This is a genomic window from Methylorubrum sp. Q1, from assembly GCF_004683995.1.
Taxonomy (GTDB): Bacteria; Pseudomonadota; Alphaproteobacteria; order Rhizobiales; family Beijerinckiaceae; genus Methylobacterium.
The window spans coordinates 29,786-47,122 of record NZ_SRHQ01000026.1; the positions used below are offsets into that span (position 1 = coordinate 29,786).

The following is a 17,337-nucleotide window of genomic DNA, read 5'->3' on the forward strand; positions in this document are numbered from 1 at the left end:
GAACCGCCGGAAAGCCCCGGGGCCGGGGCATGGGCCGGTTCCGCGTTGACTTCAATTTACGCGTACCACAATACAAATCAAACGAAAGGACCGTCCCGCCTCCTCATAATGCGTTCTTAATCCACTTCATTATCGCAAAATTAAAACTCAATGTGCTCTCTGATTGGTGTAAAATCACCAATGGATCGCAAGATAGCAATGGACGGAACGGCAAGATGAGCGGCTCAACCCAGAGAATCACGCACCGCTCGGCAGTCGTTTGTCTTACGGCTCTGGGCGTTCTGTTGTCCTTCCCCACGGTCTCGTCGGCTCAGCAGTCGAACGCTGCTTCAGTGCCTGCCGGCCAGTCGATCCCAACCGAGGTGGCGGTCGAGTACGCGACGATCGGTTCGACCGCTCTTCCGATTCGGATCCTGGGTCTCAACGGTGGCGTATCCGGAGCCAACGGCCAGACCGCGTCCAATCAGCAGGTCGGCAACGCCAACCGGACGGACATCCGTCAGAGCGGCGGCGGGAACGCGGCAGCGGTTCAGATTTTCGGCGACGGCAACACGGCAGCGATCACGCAGCAGGGCCTTAACAACACCGGACAGGGTGCCCTGACCGGATCGAGCATCCGCTTCGATCTCCAGCAGAGCGGGCTCGGCAATAGTGCCAATCTGAGTGTCAACGCGCCCACGGGCGCGAACCTCACCGCTGGCGCGAACGTCCAGGTCCGGCAGGACGGCAATGGCAATAGTCTGACAGGCTCTGTCCCGGGCGCGGCCGAGGTCGTTGTCAATCAAATCGGCAATGGCCTTTCGGCCGATGTGAGCCAAGTCGGTGCCGCCAAGAGCATCAACGTCCTGCAAGTCCGCACCCGCTGAGGCGGGAATGCAGGCAGCTTGAGAAAGTGAGACCCCACCATGAAAACATCTTTCCTGGCGGCAAGTGCTCTGCTGGCGCTCTCGGCAGGTCCGGTTCTGGCGGGCAATCTGATCCATCAGCCGATCAACCCGGCCTTTGGCGGGAGCCCGCTCAACGGAGGCTGGCTGCAGAGCGAAGCCAACGCTCAAAACATTCCACAAGCCCGTGAGCAGCGCCTGAACCAGATCTTCTCCAGCCAGACCGGCCGTGCCGGGCAAACGCTGACCCAGGGGCAGATCTTTGCCCAGCAGTTGCAGTCACAGCTCTTCAGCTCACTGGCCAATCAGATCACGCGGGCGATCTTCGGCGAAAATGCCCAGCCGAACGGAACCTTCGAGTTCCAGGGCACGACGATCAATTTTGCACGCGAAGGGGCGAATGTCCGCATCGTCATTTTCGATGGCACGACGACCAGTACCGTCGTCGTACCATCGGGTCCTTGAACACCGCTGAGACCGAGTTCGCCGAGTCTGCAAAAGCGTCAGGATCAACTCGGACGCAATAGATGCGGTGTTCGCGCCACGATAATCCGAAGGTTGCGACAAGCAGCCCGGTCATGGTTGGGATTCTTGATCCTTATGTGGGCTGAAAAACTCTCGATCCGACGTCTTGCCGTCGGTGGTCTTGTGAGCGCCGCGCTCGGCTTGGGCGGCTGCGTCCCCGTCGGCGGGCGCGAGCCGCTCAACGAGGCACCGACCATCACCGAGACGTCGCCGACCGGGCTCGACCTCGCTCTGCTGCCGCCGCCGGTGAAAGCGGTCGATCTGGCAGTCTACAGCTTTCCGGATCTGACCGGGCAGAACAAGCCCAGCGACAACTTCGCGGAGTTCTCCCGTGCCGTCACACAGGGCGGCGCGGCCTTCCTCGTCGATGCCCTGCGTCGCACCGGCAGCGGACGCTGGTTCCGGGTGGTGGAGCGCGGAAGCCTCGCTAACATTCTCCAGGAACGGCAGCTCATCCGCGCCACCCGCCAGGAATTCGATCAGGACCAGGCCAAGCCGCTTCCGCCGATCCGCTTCGCCGGCCTGCTGGTCGAGGGTGGCATCCTCGCCTACGACGCGAACTTCGTCACGGGTGGAATCGGGGCTCGCTATCTCGGGATCGGCGGCGATATCCGCTATCGGCGCGACGTCGTGACGGTCGGCATGCGCATCGTCTCCGTCCAGTCGGGCGAAGTGCTCACGAGCGTCACGACCACGAAGACGATCTACTCGATCGGGCTTGCGACCAACACGTTCCGCTACGTCGCGGTCAACAAGCTGTTCGAGTTCGATGCCGGCGTGACGCGCAACGAGCCGACGCAATTCGCCGTGCGCGAATCCATCGAGTTGGCCGTCTACTCGACCCTGATGGAAGGCGTGCGAAAGGGATTGTGGAAGTTCCGCGATCAGGACGTCGGGCAGCGCCTGCTTCAGCAATATATCGAGCGCGACAAGCCGCTTCCTGCCGCGAGCGCGAGCGTCGAAGTCGTTCCGGAAGCCGTCGTGGTCGCGAAGAACTGAGACGATGTGTGACAGGCATCCCTGGCGGGGGCTGGCACTGGTCGCAGCCGTCGTGTTCACGTCGCAGGCGCAGGCCGATGCCCGTGGCCGCCTGCCGATTCTGGATTTGACGGCCACAGTGCAGGTCACGGCCGCGATCGAACCGCCGCTCACGGTCACCGTTGCGATCGTCCAGAAGATCGCGCCGGAGTTGCCGGTTTCAGCGATCTCGACCCTCGTTGCCCAGGCCGCCCTCAGCGCCGGCGTTCCTTCCGATTTCCTCCTGCGGCTGCTTAAGCGGGAAAGTGGGTTGAACCCGATGGCCGTGAGCCCGAAGGGCGCACTCGGCATCGCGCAATTCATGCCGGCGACGGCGGCCGAGCGTGGTCTCGGCGATCCCTTCGATCCGGTTCAGGCGATCCCCAAAGCGGCCGAATTGCTGCGCGATCTCCGGCTGCGATACGGAAATTGGGCCTTGGCGGCGGCTGCCTACAATGCCGGCCCCGGTCGGGTCGACGCGTGGCTGAGCGGCCGCCTCGACCTTCCAAAGGAGACCGTGGACTACGTTGCCAACGTCACCGGCGTGAACACGCCGGCTTGGACGGAGGCGTATCGTCCGTCCGGGACCGGCTGGCCGCTCCGGATCGCGTCCTTCGCGGCACCGCTGTCCCCGTTCGGCTCAGCAGCCGATTTGGCCGCGATCCGGATATCGAGTCGCCAGGAGGCATCGGCCGAGGGGAAGAACGCGATGGGATCAGCCGGCGGCTCGATCGCACCGCTCTCGACGGCTCAGCTCCGCGCCGCGGCCGGCGGTGTTCTGCGATCGTCGGGCGGAGCAAGTGGCCCCTGTGCCGCCCTGCTCAGCTCCGGCGCGCAATGTTTGAACTACAGCCGGTATTGATCGGCCGCCCGTGCCCTGCCGCACGGCGCCGCCGTGGGAAGAGCCGCGAGCGATCCGCTCGCGGCGAGGAGCTGGGTATCAGCGGCCCTGCCTGACAATGATCTGGTTGAACGATCCGGACTGCGCGATGACCGCCGCGTTCGAGTTGCCGCTCTGCATCACGCGGATGAGGTTGCCCGTGCCGGTCTGCGTCGCGTCGATGCGATTGTACTGGCCATCCTGCACGCCGTAGAAGGCGTTGCCCTGCACGCCGCTTCCGGTCGAAGCGTCGAGGCTTGCCGAGACGCGATTCATGGTGTTGCGCAGGGCACCGTTCTCAATGTCCTGCATCGTCGTGTCGGATCGCGCCATCAGGGCCGACATGTCCTGCGCTTGCGCGGATCCCGTGATCTGCATCACGGCAGCGCAAAGGGCGATGGTCGCAACGATTTTACGCATTGAAAACGGTCCTCACGTTCGGCTGAGGATCCCGTCGTCGCGTTAAGAAACGCTGAATTCGCACCGCCCCGCCCACAACCAGCAGTCGCCGCAAGTCTATGCGCAAAATCCATTTGCGCCGTCATCCTCGCCGCGAAACCTAATGAGAGCTGCAATTCGGACCTAAACCCGGTAAATTCGGGTTATGAAAATTGAAAAAATTTAGATAACGATAGCAAATTCACAAGCACATCAAAGAATAAAACAGACACATTCGCAGCAGCGGCGGCGTTGCAACCATTAAACTTATTTACCTATGCCGGACGCGCGGCTGAAGCCAAGTTCAGCGCTGTCCGGTACGCGTGCCTGCGAGAAGCGAAGGCTACCGCGATCCGCCCGGCCCCGGCGGTCTAAGGTCAGCTCTCAACAGGCGATAGGAAGCCGAGGGACGCGAATTGCGGAGGCTTGAGCGGGTCCGCAGCGGTAACCTTTCGGTAAACAAACATCCTTAACAGAATTCTCGAATGGCCGACTGGATGTGGTTCGGGCGGTTGTTGCCGCTTCGCTTCGTGTTCAGCGGTGCGCTTCTCAGGGAAGCATGCCTGGCGGGCGGCGAAGTCTCGACGACGCCGATCGTTTTCGGACCGGCGCTCTCATGGATCACCGGTCGAGGTCTGCCGACCGTATCGTTGGAAAGCCATTGCCATGCCGGAGACGATCGAAACGCGCAAAGGGGCAACCGGTAAGCCGATCGCGCAACCCTCGCCCGTCGAGATGCTGAAGCAGGCCGTCGCCGGTGGCCCGAAAGCCGGTGCAAATGCGACGCCGCCCGCAGCCGCGCCGACGCGGAAGTCGTTTCACCTCGGAGCCAACGGTCGGCTTGCCGCAGCAAGCGTGGCCGCCTTGGTTGGCGGCGTGTGCCTCGGCTTGTTGGCGACCCCTCAAGAACGATCCGGCACGGTGCTTGCTCAGATCCAGACCGAGCTGTCGGCCGGGCGCTCGGAAGCGGCCAGGTTCGCACAGGAGATCGACCGGCTCGCCCGTACGGTGACCGCCCTGCGCGAGGCCAGCGACGTTGCTCGCAGTGAGACCAAGGCGCTCGGCCACACCGTGACGGATCGGCTCGGCCGCACCGAGCAAGCACTCGATAAGCGACTGGCGAACCTGTCCGAGACGATGGCCCGGGTCGAACGCGATCAGGCTGAGCGCATGACGAGCGCGATCGCGCAGTGGGAGAAGAAGCTGCAACCGGTTGCCGCCGCCGCTCCCGCCAAATCCGAGCCGAAGTCCGAGGCGCGCGCGCCGGAGCCGACACAGACCGGAAGTCTTCCCGACAAACTGAAGACCAACACCCTCGAAGGCTGGGCGCTGCGCGATGTCTACGACGGCGTCGCGATCCTTGAAGACCGCCGCCGTCAGCTCGTTGAAGTGGGACGGGGAGATGCGGTACCCGGCATCGGCCGAGTCGAGGCGATCGAGCGCCGGGGTCGGCAGTGGGTCGTGGTCACCCGCCAGGGGGTCATCACACCCCAAGCCTGGTAGCGTCGATTCGGGGAGCGGACGGGCCGTCAGTTCACCGGTAGAATGTCGACCCGCTTGAGAGCACCAAGCGTCGTGCCCGGCACGGCGGGTACCAACTCAGCCAGCATGGTCGCCCGCTCAATCCGCATCCGGCCGCGCGCGCGTGCCTCCTCCTGAGCCGTCGGCGTCGGGCGGAGGACCATGGCGAGAAGCGCTTCGCCTTCGCCCTGCTCGGTCAGATACTTCCCATCGAAGACTGGCATGACCCGCTCCCACCCTCGGTGAGGGCACGCGGTCTACGAGCGAAAGCTCGACCGTGTGTGGAGAACTAACAAAACTGGGATAAGTTCCGCCAGTTCTTCAATCTTCACCGCGCCTTCATATTTGCGGCGCAACAGACCTTACTGCGGTGCAAAGCCGCACACCAGCTCGACAATAGTCGTACAACTCAGGTTTGCGGCAGCGCCAAAAGATTTGCCGGAATGCCACGAAAACCCGTTTCGACTTTGTAGAGGTGACCCGCCATCGGCTCGAGCGTCGGATCGCGACCGCGAAGACAGGTCGTGACATAGAGCGTCGAGAGGTCGTCACCGCCGAAAGCGCATTTCGTGACGAGCGATGTCGGCATCGGCACGACGTACGCGACGCGGCCGTCCGGGTCGAAACGGGTGATGCGGCCCGCACCATAATGGCAGATCCAGAGGTGACCCTCGGCATCGAGCGTCAGACCGTCCGGCTTGCCCCAGCTCTCTTCGAAACGGATCAGCGGCCGCGCTTCGCCGATCCGCCCGTCATCGAGAGGGTGAACCTGCACAATGCCGTTCGCGGTATCGATCGTGTAGACACGCCGGCCGTCAGGGCTGACGACCGGACCATTGGTCACGGCGGCACGGCTGCCGAATGTCTCGACCCGCGCTCCATCCCAACGGTGGAAGCCACCGGTCTGCGCCTTCTCCTCGTCGTCCATGCTTCCGAAATAGAGCCAGCCATCCGGCCCGGCATTGCCGCTGTTGAGCCGATTGCCCGCAGGGTAATCGTCCGGATCGACGAGTGGCGTACGTGATCCGTCCGAGAGCCGCAGGGCGGCGACACCGGACTTGAACCCCGCGACGACGCGATCAGGATCAGGCGTCAGAACGGCGAAGCCGATCTTCTCGTCGAGCGGAAGCCGCACGGCCTCGCCCGTAGCAGGCCAATGCTGCCAGATCGCCGGGTTCTCGATATCGACCCACAGCAGTGACCCGTCACGGGCATCCCAGACGACCTCCTCACCGAGGGTGCAGCCGCAGGCGACCGCGACGCGCGGCGTATGGGGATGAACGGGTGGGGTCATCGAGGCTCCGGCACGCTGAAGGGTGGCGCTTTCACTGTCTCTCATGAAACTGCCGCCGCGCTGTCATCGCCGGAGCGAGAACGGTCAGAGACCGGGAGTTTTGTGAGGCACGCTAAACCCCGCCTCGATCAACGCGCTGCGCCCGCGCTTTTTCCTTCATCGGAGGCGACACGGTTCGAAACCTGCGGTCCTACCGGGTCGCCTCCGCGACGAACTCGGCATTGATGGCAAAAGCGGCCATCGCGCCTTCCGCGGCGGCCACGACGGCGAATTGCACGCGGCGCGACGCATCACCGGCGACGTAGAGTCCGGGCACGTTGGTCTTCTCGTACTCGCGGGTCGGAACCACGCTGCGGGTCTCGTCGAGTTCGCAGCCGAGTTGAGTGATGAGCGGGGAGGGACTGCAGGCGAACGGCATCAGGAAGAGCGCCGTGCAGGCCGTCTGGCTTCCGTCGCGGAAGCGGAGGCAGGTGGGCCGCGATCCGTCCCCTTCCAGCCGTTCGATCTCCGCCTCGATCACCCGCACGCCGTTGCGGGCGAGCCGATCACGGTCCTTGTCGGACAGTTCGCCGTCGTGACCACTCGTGCAGAGGGTGACGTCCTGGCTCCAGCCGGTCAGTTCCAGCGCGAGCCCGCAGCCGCCATGCCCACGCCCGTAGACGACGAGTGGGCGGTCGCGAACCTCGAAGCCGTCGCAATAGGGGCAGGAATGCACGCCCGTGCCCCAATAGGTGTCGAAGCCTTCGATTTCGGGGATGTCCTGCGCCAGGCCCGTCGCAAGGATCAGGCGGCGCGCCCGCTCAACAGTGCCGTCGGCCTGGATGATGGTGAAGCCGTCGGCGTCACGCGCAGCTTCCGTCACCGAAACATCACGGCACTCGACAGTCTCGTAGCGGTCGAGGTCGGCCCGGCCCTGTGCGCGCAGATCGAAGGGCGGGGTGCCATCACGGGTAAACAGGCCCCAGGTGCGGGGCGTCGCAGCGTTGCGCGGCTGGCTCGCATCGCAGAGAAGAACCTTGCGACGAGCCCGGCCGAGGATCAGGGCGGCGTTGAGGCCGGCCGGGCCGCCGCCCACGATGATGACGTCATGCATGCTGATCTCCCGGCGAACCCGCCGGGAATCAAGCCTCGTGATCGCAAAAGAGTTTCCGGAAAAGGGCGACGCTCAGGCGGCGCTCTTCACCGGCACGCCCTTCTCGGAGAGGAACTGCTGCAGCTCACCCGACTGGAACATCTCGCGGGCGATATCGCAGCCGCCGACGAATTCGCCCTTCACGTAGATCTGCGGGATCGTCGGCCAGTTCGAGAAGGCCTTGATGCCCTCGCGCACCGCCATGTCGTCGAGGACGTTGACGCCCTTGAACGGCACGCCGAGGTAATTGAGGATCTGAACGACCTGACCCGAGAAGCCGCACATCGGGAATTGCGGCGTGCCCTTCATGAAAACGACCACGTCCTGCGAATCGATCTCGTTCTTGATGGTGGTGTTGGCGTCGGTCATCGCACGGTCCTCGTTGTCTCTTCGTCTCGGTCAGGTGTGAAATCAGACCTGGCCGCCTGATTTCAAGGTCGTCTCAATCCTGCGGGACGCCCGTGGTGAGCGCAAGGGCGTGGAGCACGCCCCCCATCCGTCCCTGGAGCGCGCCGTAGACCATCTGATGCTGGGCGACACGGGTCTTGCCCTTGAAGGCGGAGGAGATGACGGTCGCCGCGTAGTGGTCGCCGTCGCCCGCCAGATCCTTGATCTCGACGTGCGCGTCGGGCAGCGCCTCGCGGATCATCGACTCGATCTCGCGCGCATCCATCGGCATGGGGGCTCTCCGCTCGCTTTCGTCTCGTTACGCCGCAGGTGCGGCCGGCTGGCTCGCCATATAGGCGGGGAACCAGCCTTCATGCGCGGCCTTCAGTTCGGCCACGGATATGGTCTCTTCGCCCGGCAGCACCAAGCTGTCGCCCGCGACGATGCCGACGGTCGAGGCGTCGATGCCCTGCGCCGAGGCGCTGTAGAGAAGGTCGGATGCCGCTTCCGCCGGCACGGCGATCAGGTAACGACCCTGATCCTCGCCGAACAGGTAGGCATGGACCGGCACGCCCTCCGGCGCCGCCGGCAGAGCCGCGCCAAGGCCGCCGGCCATCGCCATCTCGGCCAAAGCCACGGCGAGGCCGCCGTCGGAGAGGTCGTGCACCGTGTCGGCGATACCGGAGACGATGAGGCTGCGCACGAAGTCGCCGTTGCGGCGCTCGATCGCCAGGTTGACCGGTGGCGGCGCCCCCTCTTCGCGGCCGGCGATCTCGGACAGGTACAGCGACTGGCCGAGCCAGCCCTCGGTGCGCCCGATCAGCACCAGCACATCGCCCTCACGCTTGAGCGCGACCGTGGCGTGGCACTCGACATCGTCGATGACGCCGACGCCACCGATGGTCGGGGTCGGAAGGATGCCGACGCCGTTGGTCTCGTTGTAGAGCGAGACGTTGCCGGACACGACGGGGAAGTCGAGGGCGAGGCAGGCCTCGCCGATGCCCTTCAGGCAGCCGACGAGCTGGCCCATCACCTCGGGCTTCTCCGGATTGCCGAAGTTGAGGTTGTCGGTGATCGCAAGCGGGCGCGCGCCGACGGCCGTGATGTTGCGCCACGCTTCCGCAACCGCTTGGCGTCCGCCCTCGACCGGATCGGCCTCGCAGTAGCGCGGCGTCACATCGGTGGAAATCGCGAGACCCTTCGGCCCGTCCTCGACCCGGACGATGGCGGCGTCGCCGCCGGGCTTCTGCACGGTGTTGCCGAGAATGAAGTGGTCGTACTGCTCGTAGACCCAGCGCTTCGAGGCGAGTTCTGGCGAGCCGACCAGACGCTTGAGCGCCTCCGCGTTCGGCACGCTCGCCTCGACGCTTGCCGCAGCGATCACCGGCTGGTGCGTGTTGGCGATGTGCGGGCGGTCGTAGAGCGGGGCCTCGTCGCCGAGTTCCTTGATCGGCAGGTCGGCGACGGTCTCGCCGTGATGCTTGATGACGAAGCGCAGCGTATCGGTGGTGTGGCCGATGACCGCGAAGTCGAGGCCCCATTTCACGAAAATGGCCTGCGCCTCGGCTTCCATGCCGGGCTTGAGCACCATGAGCATCCGCTCCTGGCTCTCCGAAAGCATCATCTCGTAGGGGGTCATGCCCTCTTCGCGGGTCGGCACCTTTTCGAGATGCAGCTCCACGCCGAGATCGCCCTTGGCGCCCATCTCGACCGCCGAGCAGGTGAGACCGGCCGCGCCCATGTCCTGAATCGCGATGACGGCGCCCGAGGCCATCAGTTCCAGGCAGGCTTCGAGCAGGAGCTTCTCGGCGAAGGGGTCGCCGACCTGGACGGTCGGGCGCTTCGACTCGCTCGACTCGTCGAATTCCGCCGAGGCCATGGTGGCGCCGTGGATGCCGTCGCGGCCGGTCTTCGAGCCGAGATAAACGATCGGGTTTCCGACGCCGGTGGCGGCCGCGTAGAAGATCGCGTCGGTGCGGGCGAGGCCCACCGCCATGGCGTTGACGAGGATGTTGCCGTCGTAGCGCCGATGGAAGCCGACGAGGCCGCCCACCGTCGGCACGCCGAAGGAATTGCCGTAGCCGCCCACGCCCGCGACGACACCCGAGACGAGGTGGCGGGTGCGCGGATGGTCGGGCGAACCGAAGCGGAGTGCGTTGAGCGCCGCGATCGGCCGCGCGCCCATGGTGAACACGTCGCGCAGGATGCCGCCGACGCCGGTCGCCGCGCCCTGGTAGGGCTCGATGAAGCTCGGGTGGTTGTGGCTCTCCATCTTGAAGACACAGGCGAGGCCGTCGCCGATATCGATCACGCCGGCATTCTCGCCGGGCCCCTGGATCACGTGCGGACCGGTGATCGGCAAGCCGCGCAGGTGCTTGCGCGAGGACTTGTACGAGCAGTGCTCGTTCCACATCGCCGAGACGATGCCGAGTTCGGTCAGCGTCGGCTCGCGGCCGACGAGGGCGCGGAAGCGCTCGTACTCGTCGGGTGTCAGGCCGTGCTGGCGCACCAGCTCGGGTGTGATCGGAACATCGTTGCGAAACATCCGAAGGCCCTGTCCCAAACCGTTGCCGCAGATCGATCCGATCCCTCAACCGGAACCGGCCGACGGCGAGCCGAACGGGCTCGCTGCGGCGGAAATGACTTTGCGCATCGCTCTAGAGCGGATCAGGACCGGCTGCAAAGGGCGTGCGCAGCCGTGGTCGGATTGCGTACAAGCCGGCTGTGCCTTTTCCCTACGTAAATTCGGCGCTGGCCGTGGCAGGCCGCTGCGTTCGGCACCGCTCCACCGCCGCATGGACGGGCTCCGGCCCGGCGACGAAGGCGACGTAATCGAAGGCCTTCGGCTCCCGGCTCGACATCAGGAGCTGGAAATGCATGCGGAACAGGTTCCAGCGCCGCCGCGCCACGAGCGCCGGCTCGATCAGATCCTCGATCTCGACGCGCATCAATGCGAAGCGGCCGGGGGGCGGCGCGGGCAGGCCGGAGGCGCTGAGCGGGTCGCGCAAGTGAATCGAGAGCCAGTCCCAGCTCGCTCGGATGTCGAGCCAGCCGATCGCCGTGTCGCGGCCGATCCGTCCGAGGGAGCCCCGCGCCTCCTCGGCCAGCGGGTCGAGGGTGAGCCAGGGAATGACGCTGCCGAGGGTCACGAGCGTCACCGGCGTGCCGCGTCGGCCGAATTCGGGATCGGACTTCAGGATGCGGTCGAGGCACTCGAAGGCGAGGAAGCTCGACGAGGAATGGCCGATCACCACGATCTCGGAGGCCCGTCCCTCCTCCGCGCGGATGCGCTCCGCCCAGGGCTTCAGGCGCTCGAGCATCGCCGTTTCGCGCCCCGACGCGTGATCGTGAGTGAAGGCGGTGTCATCGACGAGATGCGTGACGTAGAGCGGCTTTCCCCGCGTCAGATGGGTCACCAGGGCCAGAATCGCGTAGGCGAGCAGCGGGACGAGGGCGATGCCGGCGAGCGTCGGCAGCGCGGCGAGCGGTGTCAGCGTCACCGCCGCGACGGCGAGCGCGAGGCTCGCAAGAACGAAGACCAGATAGAACTGGTGGACGCTGACGATGACCCGATAGAAGCGCCGCGCCTCGCGCTGGAACTTCCGCAGGTAGCCGGAGCGCCAGAGCCGCCACCATAAACCCGGCAGGCGCGTGAGCCGGCGCAGGTTTGAGCGGGGAAACCGGTCGCGGACGATGTCGTCCCAGCGCAGGAGGCTGTAGCGCACCCGCGTCACTTCCCCCTCGGCTTCGCTCTCCACGTCCCAATCGAGGCTGATGCCGTCGGCGGACCGGATTGGATCGCCGACCGAGATCGCCATGCCGCGCCGGTCGGCCGTGATGCGGCTCTCGCGACGGAACAGACCCCAATAGGTCTCCGGTTCGCGGGGATCGAAGCCCGGCAGGTAGAACACCTGCCGCACGGGATGCGCGTCTACGGATTCAGGAATGGCGGACCGCCGTTTGTCTCAGACCGATGGCGGGGCGTGCAGACGACGCGCCCCTTCGCCCGCTGCCTACACGATGCGGCAGGGCCGGGGCGAGGGCAAAACGCCGACGGCCCAGCCTCAGGCGGCGTCCAGCCACTCCCGGAGTTTGGTCCAGCGACGCCGCGAGGCGCCTTCGCGGATCGCCATCGCGAGGGCTCGGCGCTGGCCGATCAGCACGACGAGGCGACGCCCACGGGTGACGCCGGTATAGAGCAGGTTGCGCGCCAGCATCGTGCGGTGCTGCGTCACCACCGGAATCACCACGGCCGGATATTCCGACCCCTGCGCCTTGTGGATCGTCGTGGCAAAGGCCGGCACCAGCGTGTCGAGTTCGTTGAACGGGTAGATCACCGCGCGACCGTCGAAATCGACCACAAGCGCTTCGTCATCCGCATCGATGGCGCTGACCATGCCGAGGTCGCCGTTGAACACGTCGCGGTCGTAGTCGTTGCGGGTCTCCATCACCCGGTCGCCGGGGGCGAAGCGCCAGCCGAAGCGCTCAACCTCCGCCGATGGCGACGGATTCAACACGCGCTGAAGGGCGTTGTTGAGGTTGCGACTGCCGAGCGAGCCGCGGATCATCGGCGTCAGCACTTGGATGTCCCGGGTGGGATCGAGGCCGAAGCGGCGGGGGATGCGGCGGGTCACGAGTTCGATCAGCGTGTCCACGCCCTCGTCCGCGTCCTCGATCTCGACGAGGTAGAAGTCGCTCGGCTCGCCCTTGGCGGGTGCGGTCGGCATCCGCCCGGTGTTGATGCTGTGGGCGTTGACGACGATCCGGCTCTGCGCCGCCTGACGGAAGATCTCGGTGAGGCGCGCCACCGGCACGGTCCCGGAGGCAATCACGTCGGCGAGCACCCGTCCGGGCCCGACGGAAGGAAGCTGATCGACATCGCCGACGAGGATCAGGCCCGCCCGCTCCGGTACGGCCTTCAGCAGCGCATGCATCAGCGGCACGTCGACCATCGAGGTCTCGTCGATGACAAGCAGATCGCAATCGAGCGGGTTGTCCTCGTTGCGCTGAAAGCCGCCATTGCGCGGGTCGATCTCCAGCAGACGGTGGATGGTGCGTGCTTCCAGCCCGGTCTGCTCGGCCATGCGCTTGGCCGCCCGGCCGGTGGGGGCGGCGAGCAGCACCCGCACGCCCTTGGCGGTGAGGATGCGAAGGATCGCATCGAGGGTGCTGGTCTTGCCGACGCCGGGGCCGCCGGTGAGAACGCAGAGCTTCGAATGGAGCACCAGCCCGACCGCCTCGGCCTGCGAGGCGGACAGCGTCTTTCCCGTCTTCGCCTCGACCCAGGGCTTGGCCAGAGCGAAGTCGATCGCAAGCCAGGGTGGCGGTCCGGCGGCGCGCTCGGCCAGCCGCATCGCGATGGCGCGCTCGGCGCCGTGCAGGCCCTTCAGGAACAGGCAGGGCTCGCCGCGAAGCGTATCCGCGACAACCTCGCGGCCCTCGCGCAGGGCGAGCGCCGCGGCGAGCCGGACGAGGTCGGGCGCGACGTCGAGAAGATCGGCGGCCCGGCGCACCAGCCGCTCGACGGGAAGCCCGCAATGGCCCTCATCCATCGCGGTCTGGAGCGCGTAGGAGACACCGGCGGCGAGCCGCTGCGGCGCGTCCCGGGCGAGGCCGAGGCGCAGGGCAATGGCGTCGGCCGTGCGGAAGCCGATGCCACGGATGTCGCGGGCGAGCCGATAGGGATCCTCGGCCATGACCTTCAGCGAATCTCCGCCATAGGTGCGGAAGATCCGGGTCGCTCGCGCGGTACCGACGCCGTGGGCGTGCAGGAAGATCATGATCTCCCGCACGGCCTTCTGCTCGGCCCAGCCCTTGACGATGCGGGCGGCGCGCTTCCGGCCGACGCCCTCGACCTCGGTGAGGCGCGCGGGCGCGGCCTCGATGATCTCGAACACCGCCTCGCCGAAGCGGGCGACGATGCGCTTGGCCATCATCGGGCCGATGCCGCGCATCTGACCGGAGGCGAGGTAGCGCTCGATACCCTCGATCCCCGTCGGCGGCGTCACTTGGAGCGTGTCGGCGCGGAACTGGAGGCCGTGTTCACGATCCGTGACCCATCGCCCGGAAGCCATCAGCCACTCGCCCGCGGCGATGGCGGGGGCATGGCCCACCACCGGCACGAGGTCGCGCCGGCCGCGGGCATGGACCTTGAGCACGCAGAAGCCCGTCTCGGCGCTGTGGAACGTCACCCGCTCGACCGAGCCGGCGAGCATGTCGAGGGAAGCGGCGCCATCGATGGCTGAGGAGCGGAGGGGCGTATTCATGCGCTCGATCCGTCATGGTTTCGAAAGGACACCTCCTTTCGCGGGTCCAGGGCAGAGCCCTGGGATACGCCGGCACCCCGCCGAAGGGCTTGCCCTTCGGTAAAATCCCTTCACGCCGCGCGGCTGCCGCGTCCGCCCTTCTTGGCCGGCGGCCAGCCGAGGGCCCTGAGCCGCGCCTTGGCGTAGTCGCGCACCTCCTCGCGGGTGCCGTGCGGCATGGCGTTGAGGATGCCCTGCGTGCGCTCGTCGAGCATCAGATCGGTCACCGCGTTGATCGATTCCGCCTCGTCGATCAGGCGCTTGAGGTCGGCTTCCTGCTCGGTCACCTCGTCGAAGGCCGGCAGCGCGTCGAAATCCTCGTCCACCGCGCGGATCGCCATCGGTTGGTTCTGGCGGAACTCGTCCGCCTCCTCCTCGGAATAGACGAGGCCGTGCAGTTCGATCAGCTTGAGGATCACCCGGTCCTTCGCCCGCTTCTCGGCCATGGCGTAGACATAGGCTGCCTGCCGACCGGAGACGCGATAGTTCACATTGACCAGCGCCTCGCCGATCGACCACTCGACCCGCTCCTCGCCGGCCTTCTCGCCGGGCATGCGGCCGGTGACGAGGATCACCGCCTCGTCGCGCTCGCTGCGCAGAAGGGTCGGCGGATCGAAGCGGATCTTGGTGTGGGCGGCGATCCGCTCCAGGGTCTTGTGATAGATCACGGCGGTGCCCTGCACGCGCCAGACGTTGCCCGCGAAGGGCTCGCCGAAGCGGACGAGGATGTCGGCGATCTGCTTGTCGGCCGTTCTCATGGTGCGCTCTCAGGCTGTGGACAGACGAAGTGCGCGTAGGCGCTCCACCCTCTCCGACGACACGTGTTCGCTATATGTTCTTGTGGATAATATGTGGATAACTCAGCGCGACGCAAATCGCGCGACCTGCGGCGGGAGGTCGCGAGACGGCATTTCGGGTGAGGTTTGCGGCTAATTCGCGCCGAGAGGTCAGCCGGTCAGCCGGCTCGCTTCGCGTCGGCCAGGAATTCACGGATCGTGTCGGTGAAGCGCTCGCCATAAGCCTCGCGCTTGCGCTCGCCGACGCCATGGACGGTTCGGAGCGCCCAGAGATCGACGGGTTTTGAGCGCGCCATCTCGATCAGGGTGCGGTCGGGGAACACCATGAACGCGGCGATGCCCTCCACCCGCGCGATGGTGGCGCGAAGGCCCCGCAGGTGCTGGAACAGCGCTTCATCCGCCTCGCTCAGCGCATTCGCCTCGTCGTCGCGCGGCGCGGCGCGGCGGCTCCTCGGCTCGGCCTTCTTCGGCTCCGGATCGGGCCTGACCTCGATCGTCTCGCGGCCGAACAGGATGGCCTCGCCCTTGTCGGTCATCACGAGGCCGCCATAGCCGTCGGTGTTCTCGGCGACCGCTCCGGCCGCGAAGAGCTGGCGCAGTAGGGCGCGCCACGCCGCCACCGGCTTGTCGTTGCCGACGCCGAAGGTTTTGAGCGCGGCGTGACCGTTACGACGGATGGATTCGCTCTCCTTGCCATGCACAACGTCGCAGACATAGGCCGCGCCGAAGCGCTGCCCGGTGCGGACGATGGCGGAGAGCAGCTTCTGGGCCGCCACAGTCCCGTCGATGAGGGAGACGCCGCCGCGGCAGAGATCGCAGCGCCCGCAGCGCTCGCTCGCCTCACCGAAATAGCCGAGCAGCGATTGGCGGCGGCAGGCGGCGCCCTCGCACAGAGCGATCATCGCCTCAAGCTTGCGCCGTTCGACCCGGCGGCGCTCCTCCGAGATCTCCTTCTCATCGATCTGGCGGCGGCGCAGCGCCATGTCGTCGAGGCCGTAGAGGGTCAGGGTGTCGGAGGGCAGCCCGTCGCGGCCGGCGCGGCCGATCTCCTGATAATAGCCCTCGATGTTGGTCGGCATGTCGGCGTGGCAGACGTAGCGCACATCCGGCTTGTTGATGCCCATGCCGAAGGCGATCGTGGCAGTCATCACCACGCCGTCCTCCTGGAGGAAGGTGTCCTGGTTCCTCGCCCGCGTGCCCTGGTCGAGCCCGGCATGGTAGGGCAGGGCGTTGAAGCCGTCCCCCTTGAGAGTGTCGGCGAGCTGTTCCACCCGCTTGCGCGAGGAGCAGTAGATGATGCCGCTCTCCGCGCGGCGGTCGCGCAGGAAGCGCTCCAACTGACGGGTGGGGTTGTCCTTGGGCTGGAAGGTCAGCCGGATATTGGGCCGGTCGAAGGAGTGGACGAAGGTTTTCGGAGGGCGTCCCGCCGGAAACAGCCGCTCGGCGATCTCCGCGCGGGTCGCGGCGTCGGCGGTGGCGGTGAGCGCCAGGGTCTGCACGTTGCCGAGCGCCTCGCGGGCGCGGGCGATCTCGCGGTATTCAGGGCGGAAATCGTGGCCCCATTGCGAGACGCAGTGGGCTTCGTCCACCGCGAGCCGCCGCACGCCGGCCCCGCGCAGCGCCTCCATGCAACCGTCCATCAGCAGCCGCTCCGGCGAGACGAACAGCAGGCGCAGTTCGCCGGAGCGGATCTTGCGCCACGTCTCCCGCGACGCCGTCTCCGCGATCGTCGAGTTGAGGGTCGCGGCCTCGATGCCGAAGGCGTGCATCTGCTGCACCTGATCGTGCATCAGCGCGATCAGCGGCGAGACCACGACCGTCAGCCCGGCATCGACCAGGGCCGGCAACTGGTATGTCATCGACTTGCCCGAGCCCGTCGGCATCACCGCGAACACGTCCGTGCCGTCGAGGACGGCGCCGATCACCTCGTCCTGGCCGGGACGAAAATCGTCGTAGCCGAAGGTTTTTTTCAGCGCGGCACGGGCCTCGTCGAGGCGAGCTGTCATCGGATCACTTGCGATAGGCGAGGGGCGAAACGAACGCCCGCTCCGGCTTACGGACGAGCGGCGGGGCAACCGCTTGCGGCGGTCCGGGCGAGAGGCCGCCATGACCGCGGAGGCCGTGGAACGACGTGCCGGGAAGCTGGCATCGCCGGGG

The 17,337-nt window shown here is 66.4% G+C and carries 17 protein-coding genes; 6 read left to right on the forward strand and 11 right to left on the reverse strand.

Annotated elements, in window-relative coordinates; genetic code table 11:
• Window positions 1-29 precede the first annotated feature (29 nt).
• The 4 genes from E4V01_RS21050 (at window position 30) to E4V01_RS21065 (ending at window position 3,288) form a co-directional block, all read left to right on the forward strand.
• Window positions 30-866 (forward strand): hypothetical protein, encoded by an 837-nt coding sequence (locus E4V01_RS21050; RefSeq protein ID WP_135299699.1) that lies wholly within the window; start codon window positions 30-32, stop codon window positions 864-866.
• A gap of 39 nt (window positions 867-905) precedes the next feature.
• Complete coding sequence (locus E4V01_RS21055) at window positions 906-1,349, forward strand: curli assembly protein CsgF (protein WP_060768108.1); 444 nt, start codon at window positions 906-908, stop codon at window positions 1,347-1,349.
• 135 nt (window positions 1,350-1,484) lie between these two features.
• On the forward strand, window positions 1,485-2,408 hold the full coding sequence (locus E4V01_RS21060) for a CsgG/HfaB family protein (RefSeq protein WP_060768107.1): 924 nt from the start codon (window positions 1,485-1,487) through the stop codon (window positions 2,406-2,408).
• A 4-nt stretch (window positions 2,409-2,412) separates the two neighbouring features.
• Window positions 2,413-3,288, forward strand: a complete 876-nt coding sequence (locus tag E4V01_RS21065; RefSeq protein ID WP_135299700.1) for a lytic transglycosylase domain-containing protein — start codon at window positions 2,413-2,415, stop codon at window positions 3,286-3,288.
• Window positions 3,289-3,366: 78 nt separating this feature from the next.
• On the opposite strand, the gene E4V01_RS21070 is transcribed toward E4V01_RS21065, so the two are convergent.
• Window positions 3,367-3,726 (reverse strand): curlin repeat-containing protein, encoded by a 360-nt coding sequence (locus E4V01_RS21070; RefSeq protein WP_060768105.1) that lies wholly within the window; start codon window positions 3,724-3,726, stop codon window positions 3,367-3,369.
• A gap of 503 nt (window positions 3,727-4,229) precedes the next feature.
• On the opposite strand from E4V01_RS21070, the gene E4V01_RS21075 reads away from it, so the two are divergent.
• Together E4V01_RS21075 and E4V01_RS21080 are read left to right on the forward strand one after the other, a co-directional pair.
• Complete coding sequence (locus E4V01_RS21075; RefSeq protein WP_135299701.1) at window positions 4,230-4,451, forward strand: hypothetical protein; 222 nt, start codon at window positions 4,230-4,232, stop codon at window positions 4,449-4,451.
• Window positions 4,411-5,247, forward strand: coding sequence for a hypothetical protein (locus E4V01_RS21080; protein ID WP_135299702.1), 837 nt, complete (start codon window positions 4,411-4,413; stop codon window positions 5,245-5,247). The genes E4V01_RS21075 and E4V01_RS21080 overlap by 41 nt, the downstream gene beginning before the upstream one ends.
• Before the next feature lie 26 nt (window positions 5,248-5,273).
• On the opposite strand, the gene E4V01_RS21085 is transcribed toward E4V01_RS21080, so the two are convergent.
• From E4V01_RS21085 to recQ, 10 genes are all read right to left on the reverse strand, one after another.
• Entirely contained in the window at window positions 5,274-5,489 is a 216-nt protein-coding gene (locus E4V01_RS21085) for a hypothetical protein (RefSeq protein WP_060768103.1), read from the reverse strand.
• A gap of 185 nt (window positions 5,490-5,674) precedes the next feature.
• Entirely contained in the window at window positions 5,675-6,559 is an 885-nt protein-coding gene (locus E4V01_RS21090) for an SMP-30/gluconolactonase/LRE family protein (protein ID WP_135299703.1), read from the reverse strand.
• Window positions 6,560-6,749: 190 nt separating this feature from the next.
• Window positions 6,750-7,652: an NAD(P)/FAD-dependent oxidoreductase gene (locus E4V01_RS21095; protein WP_135299704.1), complete on the reverse strand. Its 903-nt coding sequence runs from the start codon at window positions 7,650-7,652 to the stop codon at window positions 6,750-6,752.
• A 72-nt stretch (window positions 7,653-7,724) separates the two neighbouring features.
• Entirely contained in the window at window positions 7,725-8,060 is a 336-nt protein-coding gene (grxD, locus tag E4V01_RS21100; RefSeq protein ID WP_060768100.1) for a Grx4 family monothiol glutaredoxin, read from the reverse strand.
• A 73-nt stretch (window positions 8,061-8,133) separates the two neighbouring features.
• Window positions 8,134-8,370: a BolA family protein gene (locus tag E4V01_RS21105; protein ID WP_135299705.1), complete on the reverse strand. Its 237-nt coding sequence runs from the start codon at window positions 8,368-8,370 to the stop codon at window positions 8,134-8,136.
• A gap of 27 nt (window positions 8,371-8,397) precedes the next feature.
• On the reverse strand, window positions 8,398-10,623 hold the full coding sequence (gene purL, locus E4V01_RS21110) for a phosphoribosylformylglycinamidine synthase subunit PurL (RefSeq protein WP_135299706.1): 2,226 nt from the start codon (window positions 10,621-10,623) through the stop codon (window positions 8,398-8,400).
• 190 nt (window positions 10,624-10,813) lie between these two features.
• Window positions 10,814-11,998: a hydrolase gene (locus E4V01_RS21115; RefSeq protein ID WP_135299707.1), complete on the reverse strand. Its 1,185-nt coding sequence runs from the start codon at window positions 11,996-11,998 to the stop codon at window positions 10,814-10,816.
• A gap of 144 nt (window positions 11,999-12,142) precedes the next feature.
• The gene (locus E4V01_RS21120) at window positions 12,143-14,344 is read right to left on the reverse strand and encodes an ATP-dependent RecD-like DNA helicase (protein WP_135299708.1); all 2,202 of its coding nucleotides are present in this window, start codon (window positions 14,342-14,344) and stop codon (window positions 12,143-12,145) included.
• Window positions 14,345-14,454: 110 nt separating this feature from the next.
• Window positions 14,455-15,141: a trna delta -isopentenylpyrophosphate transferase gene (locus tag E4V01_RS21125; protein WP_135299709.1), complete on the reverse strand. Its 687-nt coding sequence runs from the start codon at window positions 15,139-15,141 to the stop codon at window positions 14,455-14,457.
• 197 nt (window positions 15,142-15,338) lie between these two features.
• The gene (gene recQ, locus E4V01_RS21130; protein WP_135299710.1) at window positions 15,339-17,186 is read right to left on the reverse strand and encodes a DNA helicase RecQ; all 1,848 of its coding nucleotides are present in this window, start codon (window positions 17,184-17,186) and stop codon (window positions 15,339-15,341) included.
• Window positions 17,187-17,337 lie beyond the last annotated feature (151 nt).

Bases quoted from the DNA above. Each gene is read 5' to 3' on its own strand.
- E4V01_RS21050 (WP_135299699.1), top strand. From the start codon at position 30: ATGGGCCGGTTCCGCGTTGACTTCAATTTACGCGTACCACAATACAAA.
- E4V01_RS21055 (WP_060768108.1), top strand. From the start codon at position 906: ATGAAAACATCTTTCCTGGCGGCAAGTGCTCTGCTGGCGCTCTCGGCA.
- E4V01_RS21060 (WP_060768107.1), top strand. From the start codon at position 1,485: ATGTGGGCTGAAAAACTCTCGATCCGACGTCTTGCCGTCGGTGGTCTT.
- E4V01_RS21065 (WP_135299700.1), top strand. From the start codon at position 2,413: ATGTGTGACAGGCATCCCTGGCGGGGGCTGGCACTGGTCGCAGCCGTC.
- E4V01_RS21070 (WP_060768105.1), bottom strand. From the start codon at position 3,726: ATGCGTAAAATCGTTGCGACCATCGCCCTTTGCGCTGCCGTGATGCAG.
- E4V01_RS21075 (WP_135299701.1), top strand. From the start codon at position 4,230: ATGGCCGACTGGATGTGGTTCGGGCGGTTGTTGCCGCTTCGCTTCGTG.
- E4V01_RS21080 (WP_135299702.1), top strand. From the start codon at position 4,411: ATGCCGGAGACGATCGAAACGCGCAAAGGGGCAACCGGTAAGCCGATC.
- E4V01_RS21085 (WP_060768103.1), bottom strand. From the start codon at position 5,489: ATGCCAGTCTTCGATGGGAAGTATCTGACCGAGCAGGGCGAAGGCGAA.
- E4V01_RS21090 (WP_135299703.1), bottom strand. From the start codon at position 6,559: ATGACCCCACCCGTTCATCCCCATACGCCGCGCGTCGCGGTCGCCTGC.
- E4V01_RS21095 (WP_135299704.1), bottom strand. From the start codon at position 7,652: ATGCATGACGTCATCATCGTGGGCGGCGGCCCGGCCGGCCTCAACGCC.
- grxD (WP_060768100.1), bottom strand. From the start codon at position 8,060: ATGACCGACGCCAACACCACCATCAAGAACGAGATCGATTCGCAGGAC.
- E4V01_RS21105 (WP_135299705.1), bottom strand. From the start codon at position 8,370: ATGCCGATGGATGCGCGCGAGATCGAGTCGATGATCCGCGAGGCGCTG.
- purL (WP_135299706.1), bottom strand. From the start codon at position 10,623: ATGTTTCGCAACGATGTTCCGATCACACCCGAGCTGGTGCGCCAGCAC.
- E4V01_RS21120 (WP_135299708.1), bottom strand. From the start codon at position 14,344: ATGAATACGCCCCTCCGCTCCTCAGCCATCGATGGCGCCGCTTCCCTC.
- E4V01_RS21125 (WP_135299709.1), bottom strand. From the start codon at position 15,141: ATGAGAACGGCCGACAAGCAGATCGCCGACATCCTCGTCCGCTTCGGC.
- recQ (WP_135299710.1), bottom strand. From the start codon at position 17,186: ATGACAGCTCGCCTCGACGAGGCCCGTGCCGCGCTGAAAAAAACCTTC.